Annotated in this window: 17 protein-coding genes; 10 read left to right on the top strand and 7 right to left on the bottom strand. The window is 41.4% G+C overall.

Annotation, left to right across the window (positions count from 1 at the left end; translation table 11 throughout):
- Window positions 1-131: 131 nt before the first annotated feature.
- The 3 genes from recQ (at window position 132) to CJU60_RS21745 (ending at window position 4152) form a co-directional block, all read left to right on the top strand.
- Window positions 132-1919: a DNA helicase RecQ gene (gene recQ / locus CJU60_RS04560; RefSeq protein ID WP_095713096.1), complete on the top strand. Its 1788-nt coding sequence runs from the start codon at window positions 132-134 to the stop codon at window positions 1917-1919.
- 236 nt (window positions 1920-2155) lie between these two features.
- On the top strand, window positions 2156-3019 hold the full coding sequence (locus CJU60_RS04555; protein ID WP_095713095.1) for a LysM peptidoglycan-binding and 3D domain-containing protein: 864 nt from the start codon (window positions 2156-2158) through the stop codon (window positions 3017-3019).
- A gap of 773 nt (window positions 3020-3792) precedes the next feature.
- Window positions 3793-4152 (top strand): sodium:solute symporter family transporter, encoded by a 360-nt coding sequence (locus CJU60_RS21745; RefSeq protein ID WP_369679545.1) that lies wholly within the window; start codon window positions 3793-3795, stop codon window positions 4150-4152.
- A 126-nt stretch (window positions 4153-4278) separates the two neighbouring features.
- Here the strand turns inward: CJU60_RS21745 and desR are convergent, their stop codons facing one another.
- From desR to CJU60_RS04525, 5 genes are all read right to left on the bottom strand, one after another.
- Window positions 4279-4878: a two-component system response regulator DesR gene (desR, locus tag CJU60_RS04545; RefSeq protein ID WP_010334571.1), complete on the bottom strand. Its 600-nt coding sequence runs from the start codon at window positions 4876-4878 to the stop codon at window positions 4279-4281.
- A gap of 18 nt (window positions 4879-4896) precedes the next feature.
- Complete coding sequence (gene desK / locus CJU60_RS04540) at window positions 4897-6009, bottom strand: two-component sensor histidine kinase DesK (protein WP_024121713.1); 1113 nt, start codon at window positions 6007-6009, stop codon at window positions 4897-4899.
- A gap of 119 nt (window positions 6010-6128) precedes the next feature.
- Complete coding sequence (gene desA / locus CJU60_RS04535) at window positions 6129-7187, bottom strand: Delta(5) desaturase DesA (protein WP_095713094.1); 1059 nt, start codon at window positions 7185-7187, stop codon at window positions 6129-6131.
- Between the two features lie 157 nt (window positions 7188-7344).
- Window positions 7345-8322, bottom strand: a complete 978-nt coding sequence (locus CJU60_RS04530) for a S66 family peptidase (protein WP_095713093.1) — start codon at window positions 8320-8322, stop codon at window positions 7345-7347.
- 64 nt (window positions 8323-8386) lie between these two features.
- Window positions 8387-8884 carry a hypothetical protein gene (locus tag CJU60_RS04525; protein ID WP_024121710.1) on the bottom strand — a complete coding sequence of 166 codons (498 nt, stop codon included), beginning with the start codon at window positions 8882-8884 and terminating at the stop codon, window positions 8387-8389.
- Between the two features lie 170 nt (window positions 8885-9054).
- On the opposite strand from CJU60_RS04525, the gene CJU60_RS04520 reads away from it, so the two are divergent.
- Both CJU60_RS04520 and CJU60_RS04515 read left to right on the top strand, forming a co-directional pair.
- On the top strand, window positions 9055-9837 hold the full coding sequence (locus CJU60_RS04520; RefSeq protein ID WP_095713092.1) for a VLRF1 family aeRF1-type release factor: 783 nt from the start codon (window positions 9055-9057) through the stop codon (window positions 9835-9837).
- A gap of 137 nt (window positions 9838-9974) precedes the next feature.
- Complete coding sequence (locus tag CJU60_RS04515) at window positions 9975-10511, top strand: DUF420 domain-containing protein (protein ID WP_095713091.1); 537 nt, start codon at window positions 9975-9977, stop codon at window positions 10509-10511.
- 92 nt (window positions 10512-10603) lie between these two features.
- Here CJU60_RS04515 and CJU60_RS04510 read toward each other — a convergent pair whose 3' ends face one another.
- Entirely contained in the window at window positions 10604-11278 is a 675-nt protein-coding gene (locus CJU60_RS04510; protein WP_095713090.1) for a lysozyme family protein, read from the bottom strand.
- 191 nt (window positions 11279-11469) lie between these two features.
- Between CJU60_RS04510 and czrA the strand changes: the two genes are divergently transcribed.
- Window positions 11470-11802, top strand: coding sequence for a Zn(II)-responsive metalloregulatory transcriptional repressor CzrA (czrA, locus tag CJU60_RS04505; RefSeq protein WP_024121707.1), 333 nt, complete (start codon window positions 11470-11472; stop codon window positions 11800-11802).
- 30 nt (window positions 11803-11832) lie between these two features.
- On the opposite strand, the gene csk22 is transcribed toward czrA, so the two are convergent.
- Window positions 11833-12375, bottom strand: coding sequence for a mother cell-specific sporulation protein Csk22 (csk22, locus tag CJU60_RS04500; RefSeq protein WP_095713089.1), 543 nt, complete (start codon window positions 12373-12375; stop codon window positions 11833-11835).
- Window positions 12376-12581: 206 nt separating this feature from the next.
- Here csk22 and CJU60_RS04495 point away from each other — a divergent pair, with 206 nt between their 5' ends.
- The 4 genes from CJU60_RS04495 (at window position 12582) to CJU60_RS04480 (ending at window position 15418) form a co-directional block, all read left to right on the top strand.
- Window positions 12582-13520, top strand: coding sequence for a helix-turn-helix transcriptional regulator (locus CJU60_RS04495; protein WP_095713088.1), 939 nt, complete (start codon window positions 12582-12584; stop codon window positions 13518-13520).
- A 53-nt stretch (window positions 13521-13573) separates the two neighbouring features.
- Complete coding sequence (locus CJU60_RS04490) at window positions 13574-14059, top strand: GyrI-like domain-containing protein (RefSeq protein ID WP_095713087.1); 486 nt, start codon at window positions 13574-13576, stop codon at window positions 14057-14059.
- Between the two features lie 76 nt (window positions 14060-14135).
- Window positions 14136-14840, top strand: a complete 705-nt coding sequence (locus CJU60_RS04485; protein ID WP_095713086.1) for an MBL fold metallo-hydrolase — start codon at window positions 14136-14138, stop codon at window positions 14838-14840.
- 2 nt (window positions 14841-14842) lie between these two features.
- The gene (locus CJU60_RS04480) at window positions 14843-15418 is read left to right on the top strand and encodes a TetR/AcrR family transcriptional regulator (RefSeq protein ID WP_095713085.1); all 576 of its coding nucleotides are present in this window, start codon (window positions 14843-14845) and stop codon (window positions 15416-15418) included.
- Window positions 15419-15430 lie beyond the last annotated feature (12 nt).

The following is a 15430-nucleotide window of genomic DNA, read 5'->3' as shown; positions in this document are numbered from 1 at the left end:
GGAAATGGCTTTTTATTTTATCTGAAAAAGGATTTTTATATCGAAAATTCAATTTCCATCCGAGAAGAAATGCAGGGTTATTTTTTGTGATATGATGGGAGAAATTGAAGGAAAAGCGAGGGTTACACGTTATGTTACATAAAGCCCAATCTCTTTTGTCGCATTATTTCGGCTATGAAAAGCTGCGCAGAGGGCAGGAGGAAGCCATCCGTTCGGTGACAGAAGCGAGACAAAACACGGCCTGCATCATGCCGACGGGCGGGGGGAAATCAATTTGCTATCAAATTCCGGCACTGATGTTTGAAGGAACAACGATTGTCATTTCGCCGTTAATATCATTAATGAAGGATCAGGTTGATGCTCTTGAAGAAGCGGGAATCAGAGCTGCTTACATCAACAGCACGCAAACCAATCAAGAGATATATGAAAGGCTGAACGGGCTGAAAGAAGGAGCTTATAAGCTTTTTTACATTACACCAGAGCGGTTAACGTCAACAGAATTTATTCGTATTTTGCAAAGCATTGACGTTCCTTTAGTAGCAATAGATGAAGCGCACTGTATTTCTCAATGGGGCCATGATTTCAGGCCAAGCTACAGAAACATTGAAATTCTGTTTCGTGAGTTAAATGACAAACCCGTCATCATGGCATTAACGGCAACAGCAACACCTGAGGTGCATGATGATATATGCAGCCAGCTGCATATTCAAAAAGAAAACACGGTGTATACCGGTTTCTCCCGTGATAATCTGACTTTAAAAGTTGCAAAAGGGGAAAACAAAGATCGTTTTATTGAAGAGTATGTAAAAAGAAACAAACATGAAGCAGGCATTATCTATACCGCGACAAGAAAAGAAGCAGATCGGATATATGAGCGATTAAAACGAAATCAGGTCAGCGCAGGGCGGTATCACGGGGGCTTACAGGACGAAGTCAGAAAAGAACAGCAGGAAAGGTTTCTGAACGATGAGATGCAGGTCATGGTTGCCACATCTGCTTTCGGCATGGGCATCGATAAATCAAATATCAGGTTTGTTCTTCATGCACAAATCCCGAAAGATATGGAAAGCTACTATCAGGAGGCGGGACGAGCTGGCCGGGATGGCCTCGACAGTGAATGTGTGCTTTTATTTTCTCCGCAGGATATTATGGTGCAGCGCTTTTTAATCGAGCAATCGGAAAATGAAGAGAAGCAAAAGCAGGACTTGAAAAAACTGCGGCAAATGGTTGACTACTGCCATACGGAAGATTGTCTGCAGCGATTTATTCTGATGTATTTCGGAGAAAAGGAGGCTGAAGCCTGCGGACAGTGCGGAAACTGCACAGATACAAGAACAGCCCATGACGTGACGAGAGAAGCGCAGATGGTCTTATCGTGTATCATTCGCATGAATGAACGTTTTGGGAAGACGATGGTTGCCCAGGTGCTCGCTGGATCAAAAAATAAAAAAGTGCTCGAAAACGGCTTTAGCAGCCTTTCAACATACGGAATATTAAAGCACCAATCAGTTGGTGAAATCAGCGACTTCATTGAATTTCTGATCGCTGACGACTTTATTAGGATGTCAGATGGAACATTTCCGACTCTTTTTGTAAGCGGCAAAGGGAGAAATGTGCTGAGAGGCGAATTATCGGTAGCGAGAAAAGAAGCATTAAAAGCAGAAGCCATTACGGAAAATGACGAGCTATTTGAACGGCTGCGCACCTTACGCAAGCAAATTGCGGCGGAGCAGGGTGTTCCACCTTTTGTCGTTTTTTCTGATCAGACGCTGAAAGATATGTCAGGAAAACAGCCTGTAAATGATGAGGAACTTTTGTCTATAAAAGGAGTCGGAGAACAAAAAAGAGCAAAATATGGCCGGCTTTTTTTAGAAGAAATACAAGCTTATGTACAGGTGACAGACTCAAAAAAAGCATAAATCAACCTTTTTTTCTTTGAAAAACACATTTTCTTTTCTTTTTTTTGACCCGAACTTAAAAGACTTGAAAAGCCTATTATATCAAGGGTTCAGTAAGACTTTCCAACGGAGAGAAATCCTTCATGTAAAGGAACTGTAATCTAAATCATATCTTTTTGTTATTGATTTGACATTTACATGTGTTACGATATCACCTGTTAGCCGCCAATAAAAAGCTAACAAGGGAGGATTTACTTATGAAGAAGACGATTATGTCCTTTGTAGCAGTTGCAGCACTTTCAACAACTGCATTCGGAGCTCACGCTTCTGCAAAAGAAATCACGGTGCAAAAGGGTGATACGCTCTGGGGGATCTCTCAGAAAAACGGAGTGAACCTAAAGGACCTAAAAGAATGGAACAAGTTAACTTCTGATACAATCATTGCGGGAGAAAAACTGACCATTTCTTCAGAAGAAACAACCACTTCTGGGCAATATACAATTAAAGCGGGAGATACGCTTTCTAAGATTGCTCAAAAATTCGGTACGACAGTTAACAACCTGAAAGTTTGGAATAACTTAAGCTCTGACATGATCTATGCTGGATCTGCACTTTCAGTAAAAGGTCAGGCAACAGCAACAAACACAGTGACTGAGAATGCGCAAACAAGCGCACCTCAAACTGAAACAAAACAAGAGGCTGTGCAAAAAGAGCAACCTAAACAAGAAGCTGTTCAACAGCAACCAAAACAAGAAACAAAGGCTGCAGCAGAAACTTCTGTTAAAACAGAAGAAAAGGCTGTTGAATCTAATACAAATCAACAAGAAGCGGCAAAAGAACTAACTGTTACTGCTACTGCTTACTCTGCTAACGACGGCGGCATTTCCGGCGTTACAGCAACAGGCATCGACTTAAACAAGAACCCGAATGCTAAAGTTATTGCGGTTGATCCAAACGTGATTCCGCTAGGTTCTAAAGTCTATGTTGAAGGTTATGGAGAAGCAACAGCAGCAGACACTGGCGGCGCAATAAAAGGAAATAAAATTGACGTATTTGTACCAAACAAAAGTGATGCACATAATTGGGGCGTCAGAACAGTAAGTGTAAAAGTGTTAAATTAATAGAATAGATGAAGATAAAGGACATGTAGCTCTAAGCTCGTGTCCTTTTTTTGTTTTTTAGAGACGTAAAACATAATATGCTGATAAAAGAAAAATTGTGCTCCTTCTGATTTCGATGAATAGAAGGTAAACGCTCCTGTCATCTACTGTCTTTGCAGAAGGTGTGCTGTTACTTTGATTAATGGACAAAGCTACGCGGGCTCTATGACAGCATGTCTTGGGAAGCAAGTGCGCCGCCCGCGTTACTTAAAAACAGGAGTCATGGCGATACCTGATTTTTTGGAGCAGCGATTTGATCATAGGTTATGCTGTTTCATTCCAGCAACAGTGCTGTATTCAAGGCTCTTGTCTTCCGCTTTACGGAGACGTTTGGCATCAGCACGTTCATGGCGGTTTAGCTGATTTCCTTCATTATTGCATAACGACTGCTACATTTTTTTGGCGGGCTGATAGCAGCTGCTTTTAGCAGATGTGATATACGGAATTGGTTTAATTTTAGGCGGTTTTTTTTATTGTGGTTCTCGGTGTTCTTGCAGTAGAAGATGGCAGCTTTGGGAGCGGAATTGCAAGGCTGACTGCATTACATAATTGAAAAACCCAATCAATCGATATTCGTAATTCGGCAGATGTATCCCGGCACACGATTTTAACAGGCTTATTAGTGAATCACCTGTTTTATGAACCATGCAATTTGTTCAGCGTGCGTTAGGCGCTAAACATTCAGCTGAAGGACAGAATGGGGCTTTTTTTAGCAGGTTTTTAAACTGATCGGAGTGTATTATATAGTTGTTCCGGGAGTGACTGCCTTTTCATTTGTATGGCTTCGGAATAGAAATGCTGGCACTGTATACCCTCGACTGATCGTCGACTTATTGCCAGCGTCGCTTACTGGTGTTTTTGCCGCTATTTTATTCAGGTTGTTCTTAAGCTCTTTCAGTGGGGCTTTAAACAGTACAGTTACCTTGTTTACATTAAATATATACAAGCCAATGTTCAAGCCAGATGATGGTGAAGGTGAAATTGTCAAATCAGGGCGCATTTTTGTTCAAGCCCTCGGGATTGTATCCATGTCATCGCACCATTTGTTTTATACGCGCCATAGAGCTATACAGCTATCATCAAGAGGTGGATGATATGCCATGAACAATGAACGGCTGATGTGTTATTTTCATTCTTGGAGCGGCAACATATCTCCTGTTTCAGCGTGGGAAGTAGCAGATGAACAAAAGAGGATCTTGGACATATGCCAAGATCCTCTTTTACTTAAACCAGCCTTTTTCCTTTGAGCGCGTAATGGCTTCTATACGGTTTTTCACTTCAAGCTTTTCCAGAATCATAGAGATATAATTTCGCACCGTCCCGCTTTTAATGCTGAGTTCTTGGGCGATTTCTTTTGTGTTTTTTCCGTCAGCCACAAGTTCGAGCACTTCTTTTTCTCTATCTGTGAGAGGGTTGGCCTCGCTATACATATCCTCCATCAGCTCAGGTGCGTAGATACGCTTTCCGTTCATGACGCTTCGGATGGCGCTCGCGAGCTCTTCACTCGGACTGTCCTTCAACAAATAGCCTTTAACACCGGCTTTAATGGCTCTCTGGAAGTAGCCGGGGCGGGCAAAAGTGGTTAAGATAATAATTTTGCAGCCTGTATCCTTTAACTCCTCAGCAGCTTCAAGGCCTGTCTTTCCGGGCATTTCAATGTCCATAATGCATACATCGGGCTGATGTTTTTTTGCAAATTCGACAGCATCCTGTCCGGTTGTTCCTTTGCCGACAACTTTCATATCGTCTTCTAAGTTCAATAGTGATCCTAAAGCGCCCAGCAGCATCTGCTGATCTTCCGCAATAAATATACTAATCATGTAAGCCATCCTTTTTGTTTATTTTGAGTTATTAGGAATCGTCATGGTAAGCTTGGTTCCGTTTTTGGTGTCGATGTGAAGGCTCCCGTTTGCAAATTCAAGACGCTCTCTCATACCGAGTAAGCCATGTCCTTTTGAAAAGCACGTGTCTCTTCCTTGAAATGTTCCATCGTCAGACACTGTAATAACAACTTCCTTCCAGAGCTCCTGAATATCAACTCGGCATGTTTTAGCCTGACTGTGTTTCACAACATTTGTGACAGCTTCCTTTAAGCACATGCTCAAAATATTTTCATTAAGCAATGAGATATTTTCGGGCAATTTCTCAACTTCGTAGATAAATGTAATGTCAGCAGCTTCGAGAATTTGTTTGATATTTATGATTTCATCCTTGAGCCGGATGCCTTTCATAGAGGATACGATTTTTCTTACTTCATTTAAAGAAGTTCTCGCTGTTTGCTGAACGCTTTTCAGCTCACGCGCTGCTTGTTCGGGATCTTTGTATATTAATTTTCTCGCCAAATCGCTTTTTAAACCGATAAGAGAAAGCTTTTGACCAAGCGTATCGTGGAGATCGCGGGCAATCCGCTGCCTTTCTTCTAATTTTACCAAATCGGCAATCCGTTCATTTGCAAATTCAAGTTTTTCTTCCAGCCGTTCGCGCTCCTTGCGGCTTCTGACACTGAACGGCAATAAAATTGCACTGATGAGGGTAATGACTACAAAAGGAATTTGTGTCAGAAAGAATTCTTTTTTTAACACAAGACTGAAATTCGCTGCGACAGCTGCGCTTATTAAATGTACGTAATATAAAATGTGGAAAGGGACGCGTTCTTTTATGTTTCCAATAAAATACGCAATAAAAAAAGCAAAATAAATATAACTGAACAGCGTAATGGAGGCGGTTGAAATGCCGATTAGCAGAAACGCCCACAAATAAATGGCCCAGCCTTTTGAGACAAAAGCAAATCGATAAACCGAAAAAAATAAAAGCGTCAAAATAATTCCGACGATAATAACAAATGTAGAAGATGATTTAAATATAAAGTAGAAGGGCAGGATGAAAAATATCGTCCATATATAAGGCGTGATCCCGCTTAGTTTTTGAAATGTAAAATGCTTTTTGATCATGATATAACCTCATTTTCAGCTTTTCATCTTAAATGTAACTTTACCATTGTAAAAGCCAGATTGCACCACCGAACAATAAAAAGGAAGTCTTCTTGTTGTATAAGAAGACCTCCTAATTGTCAGGCGTTCTCCCGCAGCTTCTGTTTTTCTGTTGAATCAGGCGGAAGGCGGAAAGATATTTGTTTGATATCCCGAAATGACACAAATTGTTTTTTGTCTTCATCCCAAAGACGGAATGCGAGTGATTGCAGGCTTGTTTTTAAGGTGATTGTCGGTACGTTTTTTAATGGTTCGTGATGTTCATGAGCAACTTCAAGCTTATAGTTCGGCACCTTTGGGCTCAAATGGTGAACGTGGTGGTAACCGATATTGCCTGTCAGCCATTGAAGCAGTTTCGGGAGTTTATAAAATGAACTGCCTTCCACAGCGGCCTGAACGTAGCTCCAGTTTTCATCTGCTTCAAAATAAGAGTCTTCAAATGTATGCTGTACATAAAACAGCCACACGCCGATTGAACCTGAGATCAGAAAGATAGGGCCTTGCACGAGCAAAAACGATTGCCAGCCAAAGATGAGACAGCAAACAGCAGCCAATGACACAATTGCCAGGTTTGTAAGGTACGTGTTCATACGCTCCTTGCGTCTTGCACCTTTTTTGTTAAAACGGTTGGTGATCAGAAAAACATAAATTGGTCCGAGAATAAACATGATAAACGGATTTCTATAAAGTCTGTATGCAAGTTTTGTGCGTCTAGGTGCGGCTTTATATTCGTTTACCGTTAACAGCCAAATGTCGCCTGTTCCGCGTTTATCCAGATTGCTGCTGGTCGCGTGATGAATCGAATGGCTGTGCTGCCATTGAAGGTAAGGGAATAAAGTCAGAACACCTGTCAGAAAACCGAGAATATGGTTATAGCGCTTTTGTTTGAAAAATGATTGATGGCAGCAGTCATGAAAGATAATGAAAATTCTTGTCAAAAACCCTGAGGCAACCACTGTTAATGCTAAAGTAAGAAGATAGGAGACATTGAGGCTGAAATAAGCAAGAAACCAAAGTCCGAAGAAAGGGATAAACGTGTTTAAAAGCTGAATCAGACTGTTTTTTGTTTCGGGCTGAGCAAAAGCAGCGACTTGCTTTGTCAGCAGTTTTTGTTTGTGTTTAAGGGTTGGTTCAGTCATAGTAAAGGATCCTCTCATTGTGTGTCTCGCTTAAGTATACGAAAGAGAAGGATGTCTTTGTAGTAGCACACATCATACATCATATATGACATTTGTCATGTGGACTGAGATGACGTGCAGATGTGAAAACAGCTTGTAAAAAGATTTTACAAGCTGTTTAATGCTTGTCGATCCATATTCGTGATTTGCCCGAATCAGCTTCAATCCTGCATGTTCCCCCTATAGGGAACGTGGCAATTGGAGAGGTATGCCCGGCATTTATGTTTGCGATGACGGGGAGGCCGGATAATTCTTGTTTTGTACCAACTATCGCTTTTACGTGATCTATTGATACGTTTGATGCTTTTTGGAACCTGCCGATCAATATCCCCTTTACATTTGAAAAAGAAGGGAGGTGGATGAGCGATTGTAAATCGCGGTCAAACATGTTTGCGTCTGACATATAATCATCCTCAATCAGTAAAATTGTATTTTCTGTTTCCGGAAAATACTCCGTTCCCTGCAGCAAATTAAGTGTACACAGGTTGCCGCCAATCAATGTGCCTTCAGCATAGCCATCCTGGATCACAATAGGACCGGAATGGGGATAAAAGTGCCTGTTTTCTTGATCTGAAAACCATTGGTCATCACTCCACTCTTGTGATGGCAGGATTTCAAAGGCTTCATCCGAAGCGCAGCAAGCCAGAAAATAATCTTTTATATAGTCCAATCCTTTTTTCATTGCAAACGTAGAAAAGTGGGGGCCTGAATATGTAACGAGACCGGTTTTTTGATAAATGGCATTGGCGAGAGCCGTAATATCGGAATAGCCGCAAAGAATTTTTGGATTCTGTTTGATTTTCTCGTAATCAAGATAACGCAGCAGCTGATTGCTGTTGAATCCGCCGAGTGTTGTTAAAATAGCTTTGACTTCGGGATCAAAAAAGGCGCTGTGCAGATCACTTACTCTTGATTCGATAGAGGATGACTGGAATTCGTTTAACTCCTCTGCGTGTTCAGCAATGGTCACCCGAAAACCCAATCGTTCTAATGTCGTTTTTGCGTGCAACTTTGCTTCATTTGTTAATACGGACATGCTGGTGGCGGGAGACACGATTCGAATTTCGTCTCCCGGTTTCAGTTTGGGTGCAAACACTTCAGGTCCTCCTAAACAGTTTTACACCATTACAGCATATCTCGGCATATTCTTCCAGACTTTTTTAGAAATCCGTCCATTTAATGCTTCCTGATTGTGTATCGTAGTCAATGGATACTTCAAATTGATGCTTTTCATAAAAATGAATGAGTCTGTCCACATGATTCCAATCCCGTTTGGCTATGTCGCCGGTAACTTTCGGGATATTGCAGTCTCTGGCAATATCTTTTAAATATTTCATACAAATAGAACCGAAGCCGTAATTCGGAGGCCCTTTAATATCCCCAATATGAATGGCATCGTCCTGATAGGATGCTACAAGTGAAAAGCAGCTTTTTCCTCTATAAGCTGTTTCACAATCTGTGAGCATAATTTTGCATGTTTGGCCATCATCAATCGAGGAAACAATCATCCAATCTTCATCTTTCGATTGATCAATACCAAGCACTCTGGCATCTTTCGATAGATCCTTTATATTTTCCTGCATGCGATAAATTTGAAATTCTAAATGATTCAGCTCTTCTTCAAGCTCTTGGCGGTTTTTTTCCTTAGTGGTAATCAAAATCAAACCCCTTTCAAAAAATAGTTAGAAACACAGTAACCAATTGTAGTAGATAGAAGAGGCGTTTGTAAATGATAAATCCATAATTGCTAGAATTTAGTGCAAGGAAGGTTTGATTGGTTTTAAGAGAGGAAAAAGAAAAGTAACCCGTTGCAAAAGGAGGAATATGAATGCCGATTGATTCATTGATTAAGAAATTGCGTTATGTCCAATTGGAACCCCCGGACAAAATTCTCTCATTATATCTCAACACAGATATGAGGTATCCAGAGCAGCAAGGGGGAGAATGGAAAATTGCCCTTAAGTCGGGGTTCGGCAGATTAAAAGAATATCTGGCAGCAAGTGACCCGGAGGAAGAAAAGTGTCTGAATGCAATCACGGACAAAATCTATCAGCACCTTAACGGAATAGGAAAAAACATGCCGCGCAGCCTCGTGTTTTTTGTTTCGAATAGCGGTATATGGGAAGCGATCAAGCTTCAAATTCCTGTTGAAACAAAATTTTACTGGGAAGAGACAGCTGTACTTGATCAGCTGGAGAATTTGCGCAAAACGTATCCAAGCACGGCTTTTATTTTAACGCAGCAAAATGAAGTGAAAATTATAGAAACCGTTTTAGGCAAAATTGAAGCGGTGGAACATTATGAATATGACGTAATCAATGAATCATGGGAGAGCAGCCAGTCTTCTAAAACCACATCGGCTTCATTAGAAGAGGAACAGCTGAAGAATCATGTAACGGAGAATCAAACGAGACTGTACAAGCGGCTGGCGGCCAACCTCGACCAAAAGGCCGCGGCAAAAAAATGGGAGCGGATGATCATTGCCGGTGATAAAGAAACGGCTGACATCCTCGATCAGCATATGAACAAACCCGTTCATTCGAAAATCCAAAAGAATTTGCTGAATGAAAATGAACATAAGGTTGTTGACCATTTAATGCAAGAGGCATAAACCAAAAGGCTGGTGCTATTAAAGCGCCGGCCTTCTGAAGTGTGTCTAATTTCTGACGAAGCCATCGAAAACGTTGACATCTCCGTTGAATTTGCATACGATTTGGATAGCCAGTACAAATTAGGAGAGGTCACCAAATGAATCAAACAGAAAATAAATCGAAAAATTATACTGGAATTGTCCTAACACTGACAGTTCTGATTAACGGTTTAATCGCAGTGCTGTTTTTTATGCCCAAATTAGATCAGTTCAGCCATGCGAATATTCACATTTTGCCAATGCTGAATGCGATATTCAACAGCTTTACGTTTATCTTCTTGTTGGCGGCACTGATTATGATTAAACAAAAAAACATTAAGGCGCATAAACGCTTTATCTTAGCTGCTTTTACGACAACATTATTGTTTTTGATTTGCTATGTCACATACCATTCGATTGCGGAGAATACGCTGTATGGCGGAGAAGGTATTATGCGTCCGATTTACTTCTTTATTTTAATTACGCATATCTGCCTTTCTGCAATCATCGTGCCGCTTGCGCTGTTTACGCTGATCAGAGGCTTCAGCATGCAGGTTGAGCGCCATAAAAAAATTGCCAGATGGACAATGCCGCTGTGGCTGTATGTCAGCCTTACAGGCGTTATTGTATATTTGATGATATCACCGTATTATTAAAAGCCATACTTTGTATGGCTTTTTTGAGGTTTGTAAACATAACAAAAGCCCAAATATCGTTTTGGGCTTTGTCAGTAAATTGACAGGCTCCTTTAATGAGCCGTTGATTCCATGGTTTCAAGTGTTGCAACTTGTAAAGATTTTTCAATAGTTTTCGTTTTTTCTTTTACTTTTTCCGCGTACGTGTAATCACCGTAGCAATACGGATAACGGAAATTGTTTTCATTTCCTCCGCAAGTATAAAGCCCGGGATTTTTTTCGACTTGCTGCTCGGAGTATTGTTTTGCCAATTCCTCAGTATGCGTTCCTCCATGTTCAGCTACAAAATCAATATAACCTGCCCCCATGTTGTAGCTTTGAATAATCGTATCCAAATCCACACCTTTTTCTTTACCGGTTTTGTACATGAGGGTAAATTGCTTGATGCCTTGTTTAATACTGAGTTGAGGGTCTGTTATCTCATTACGCTTTAACCCTAGAGATTCAGAGGACTGCATCGGATCATTGCCTTTTCCTTTTGACTCCTGATACATCATGCCGAGTATCAGCGATGTGTAATTGGAGAGTCCCCGATTTTCAAGCTCGTCCTCAACCAGCGGTTTATAATCAGTTAAACGTTCGAGGACAATTGTTTTCGTGTCAATCGGAAGTTTTTTGATTAAATCGCGGTTGAACAAAAGCAGGACCAATAAAAAAGAGGCCATGACAAAGACAGAAATCATCATAAAACCCGCAGCAGCGAAACAGCCTTTTCTCTTTTTCTTCACTGTGTTTCACCCTCAATGTTTGCAGCAGTATGACTTTTTCATTATGACACAGAACGTATACCAGACCAAGTGAAAACCTGATTTGAAACATAAATTTAAACTATGAGATTAAATTGGAACAAGAAGAGACAGGTTTGCATGAAAGGTCATTTGTTATAAGATAAAACTATGAAATAAGAAAGGTGAGACACATGACTGAATTTCGAGAAACGGACCGTGCGAATGAAACGGTGACCGATTTGGACGAAGAAACTTTATTTCTAGTTGCACAAACCTTCAAAGCGCTTTCTGATCCTACGAGAATCAGAATTCTCCATTTGCTTTCTCAGGGTGAACATGCTGTGAACGGGATCGCGGAGAAACTGAATTTACTGCAATCAACAGTATCCCATCAGCTCAGGTTTTTAAAAAATCTCCGGCTTGTGAAATCGCGCAGAGAAGGAACATCAATCTACTATTCTCCCGAGGATGAGCATGTTTTAGATGTGCTTCAGCAAATGATCCATCATACAAGACACGATTAAAAAAGACATCCTTGCTGCCGCATGTCGCGATTAAGCAAGGATGTCTTTTTCTTTACTGTGCCCATTTTGTTCCAGCCCGTTTCTGCTGATTTTGATTACAATAGAGGAAAAACCGATATAATAGACGGCGATCAGAAAACAGACGCCAATCGTGAAAGGATCAGTTCCGATAGACTGGCTGTAAGATCCCAGGCTGTGTAAATCAGGCGCGGCAAGGTACAGCTCTGTTACACGATAAAGAAATCTCGATAGAAATAGGGTTAGCAGAATAAGTTCTACCCAAATATGAGTCCGAAAATAAATTTTTCCTCTGCGTTTTTCAAAGGAGAGATTTTTCCTGGCGAAAAAAACCAGCAGACATCCGCCGAGAATGCCGATAATGAAATATCCGTATAAAAAAGGATGAATGAGACTGAAGATGGTGAGACCGAATGCAAACATTGAAAAAAGAATCATACGAGTAAAAAGCCAGCGAGGCTTCAGCGGCTGATATCCGATGGATCGCTTGATTTTTTTATACAGAAAAAAGACGATAATCACGACAGGATAAACGCTTTGAAGTGTAAGATGCATGATGTGATATCCCCTCCGTTGAGAAGTGTATGCTTATCCGTTTTGAAATAGTAGTCTAAATAAACAATGCCCATAAAAAAAGAAGGGGAGGCCCCTGTTTTCATAACATATGCACGATGCCTTTAGGCTGCATAATAGATATGCCCAAGCCTCATAAAATGGTATGATAATATTGGAAAATAAAAGCAGGAGACAAGGTGCGAAAAATGAAACTGGAACGTATGTTAGCGATGGTGATGTTATTAATCAGCAAAAAACAAGTGCAGGCTGCTGAGCTAGCTGATTTGTTTGAAGTATCAGTCAGAACGGTTTACCGAGATATTGATACGATCAGCAGAGCGGGCATTCCGATTGTAACCTCACAAGGGGCCGGGGGCGGGATCAGTGTGATGGAAACGTATCGGCTTGAAAGAGAGTGGCTGAAAGAAGAGGAGCTATTTGCTATTGCTTCCGCTTTGCAGAGCGTCTCATCGATGTATGAACCCGCTTCTCACAGCGGGGCTTATCAAAAAATAAAACATCTCATACCTGACCAGGCCGCAGAGGCATTTAAGCGAGAAACGGAAAAATGGTTTATTGACATGACGGCATGGGGACAAACAGAGGACCAAAAGGCGCTTCGAGAAAACATCAGTGATGCAATCGATCGGTCGTCAACCATATCATTTACATATACAAATGCAAACGGGGAAACACTTCTCCGTGAAACAGAGCCTTACACGTTGGTGTGCAAGACAGGCCGCTGGTATTTATACGCCTACTGTCTGGTTAGAAACGATTTCCGCTTTTTTAAATTAAGCCGGATGAAAGATCTGACTGTTTTACATCAATCATTTAAGAGAAAAGACATTCAGCTGGAGACTCTGCCTTGGGATGCGAATTGGTATCGAAAGGATCGTTTAACTGAACTGGTCATTCTTGTCCAGCCCGGTGCGCATCAGCGTATAAGTGAATGGTTTGGAAATGATGTCCTTCAATTGGATGAAAATGAAGCCTGCCGAGCGGTGATATCTCTGCCTGAGGATCAATGGCTGATCGGTTTCTTGCTGCAATTTGGCAAGGATATTGAGGTCCTGGAACCCCTTCATATCCGGGAAAAGGTAAAAGATACGATTTTTCATATGCAAAAAATATATGAAACCTGACACAATGCTGTCAGGTTTCTTCTTTTATAATCTAGGTAAAAAGGAGGTATCATATGAGCTATTCACATATGACACATTTAGAACAAAAGCGCTTTTCAGGGCTGTCACAAAGAACAAGCAATGCATTGGAAATGACGGAAAAAAGACAAATCCCGCTCTTATGGAATCAATTTTGGCAGCAGGATACGAGCGTGTTACTTCCGCCTAATAAAAAGGATCAGAGCATTATCGCTTTATACTCTCATTACGAACAGCAGGAGAATGGGTTGTACACATTTTCTGTCGGCGCTTTTACCGAGCATAGCGACATGCTTCCGGAACCTTATGAGGATATATATTTACCGGCTTCCGCTTATGCTGTTTTCACTTCAAGAATCGGTCCTATTGAAGACATTGTACTCGACACATGGAAGGAAATCTGGTCTTGGGATAAGCGCCATTTGCGTACGTTTTCAGGAGACTTTGAGCAGTATGATCAAAGTGCGCTTTCACCGCAGCGGGCGCAGGTTAAAATATTTGTCGCCATAAACTTGGTATAACACTCTTGAAAAACTAATGGTATTAGTTAATAATAAAACTAACACCATTAGTTTTTTATTCAGGAGGAGTTATCATATGAGAATGATTCAGAATCAAACTGTGCGGCAGCTGACGTTTTATCCGACATTATTTCCGGTCAATTGTTATCTTGTAGAGGAAGAAAATGAAGTAACCTTAGTTGATACTGGTCTTCCGAACAGCTATAAAGGGATTATCCAAGCAGTGAATCAGCTGGGAAAACCGTTACAACACATTTTACTGACTCATGCGCACGGTGATCATGTCGGTTCGCTGGATGCACTGTCCCAAGCCTTTCCTCATGCAAAGGTTGTCATATCCGAGCGTGATTCATTTTTGTTAAAAGGTGATGTTTCTTTGCGGAAAGAGGAACCGCAGACGCCTATAAAAGGAGGAATTCCAAAAAATATCAAAACAAAGCCTGACGTTTTGCTGGCGGGGGGCGAAACAATTGGTTCTCTCCTTGCGATTTCAACCCCAGGTCATACCCCGGGAAGCATGTCGTTTCTGGACACAAGAAACGGAATTGTAATAGCTGGGGATGCATTTCAACTACGCGGGGGAATAGCTGTCTCCGGCCAGATGAGATGGACATTTCCTTTTCCTGCCTTCGCCACTTGGAATAAGGAGGCTGCTGTAAGAAGCGCGGAATGGCTTGTTGACAAGGCGCCGAGCTGTCTCGCGGTCGGACATGGGAATTTCCTTGCTTCACCAGAACAATTGATGAAATTAGCAATTCAAAAAGCAAAGAAGGGGGTCTGACCATGTCACCGAGAGCAGGATTACATCAAAAGATGATTATAGAGGCGGCGGCAGAGATTGCTGATCAGGAAGGAATAAACGGCGTGACACTAGCCGCACTCTCTAAAAAAATGAATGTACGGCCCCCGTCTCTGTATAATCACATAAGCGGGCTGCAGGGAATCAGAACAGAGCTTGCCGTTAGCGGTTTGACAAGGCTTTTTGATCAGATGGCTGATTCCGTCAAAGAACAGAAGGGGGAGTCCGCCTTGCTATCTTTAGGCGATGCATATGTTGGGTTTGCAGTTGAAAATCCGGGTTATTATGAAGCGACTTTGCTTAAAATTCAAGATGAAAGAGCTGAAAGCCTGTCAAACCAGATTGTCCGGCTTGTCACGAAACTGCTAATTGACAGCGGTTATGCAAACGAACAGACTGTAATCCATGCAACAAGAGGGCTACGAAGCTTACTGCACGGATTCGCAACTTTAATCGGAAAAGAAGCGTTTGAATTAAAGGAAGATATTTCAGACAGCTTAGCATTTTCAATTCGATTATTTCTATCGGGTCTGTCAACAAACAATAAAAGTATTATGTAAACTAAATAATAT

The sequence above is a fragment of the Bacillus sp. 7705b genome (genome assembly GCF_002289525.1).
Classification (GTDB): domain Bacteria; phylum Bacillota; class Bacilli; order Bacillales; family Bacillaceae; genus Bacillus; species Bacillus halotolerans.
Note: the sequence above shows the minus strand (reverse complement) of the source record. Positions and strands in the feature narration are given on the sequence as shown.

Excerpts from the sequence above, each read along its gene's own strand:
- recQ (WP_095713096.1), top strand. The coding sequence starts at position 132 with ATGTTACATAAAGCCCAATCTCTTTTGTCGCATTATTTCGGCTATGAA.
- CJU60_RS04555 (WP_095713095.1), top strand. The coding sequence starts at position 2,156 with ATGAAGAAGACGATTATGTCCTTTGTAGCAGTTGCAGCACTTTCAACA.
- desR (WP_010334571.1), bottom strand. The coding sequence starts at position 4,878 with ATGATTAGTATATTTATTGCGGAAGATCAGCAGATGCTGCTGGGCGCT.
- desK (WP_024121713.1), bottom strand. The coding sequence starts at position 6,009 with ATGATCAAAAAGCATTTTACATTTCAAAAACTAAGCGGGATCACGCCT.
- desA (WP_095713094.1), bottom strand. The coding sequence starts at position 7,187 with ATGACTGAACCAACCCTTAAACACAAACAAAAACTGCTGACAAAGCAA.
- CJU60_RS04520 (WP_095713092.1), top strand. The coding sequence starts at position 9,055 with ATGCCGATTGATTCATTGATTAAGAAATTGCGTTATGTCCAATTGGAA.
- CJU60_RS04515 (WP_095713091.1), top strand. The coding sequence starts at position 9,975 with ATGAATCAAACAGAAAATAAATCGAAAAATTATACTGGAATTGTCCTA.
- czrA (WP_024121707.1), top strand. The coding sequence starts at position 11,470 with ATGACTGAATTTCGAGAAACGGACCGTGCGAATGAAACGGTGACCGAT.
- csk22 (WP_095713089.1), bottom strand. The coding sequence starts at position 12,375 with ATGCATCTTACACTTCAAAGCGTTTATCCTGTCGTGATTATCGTCTTT.
- CJU60_RS04495 (WP_095713088.1), top strand. The coding sequence starts at position 12,582 with ATGAAACTGGAACGTATGTTAGCGATGGTGATGTTATTAATCAGCAAA.
- CJU60_RS04490 (WP_095713087.1), top strand. The coding sequence starts at position 13,574 with ATGAGCTATTCACATATGACACATTTAGAACAAAAGCGCTTTTCAGGG.
- CJU60_RS04485 (WP_095713086.1), top strand. The coding sequence starts at position 14,136 with ATGAGAATGATTCAGAATCAAACTGTGCGGCAGCTGACGTTTTATCCG.
- CJU60_RS04480 (WP_095713085.1), top strand. The coding sequence starts at position 14,843 with ATGTCACCGAGAGCAGGATTACATCAAAAGATGATTATAGAGGCGGCG.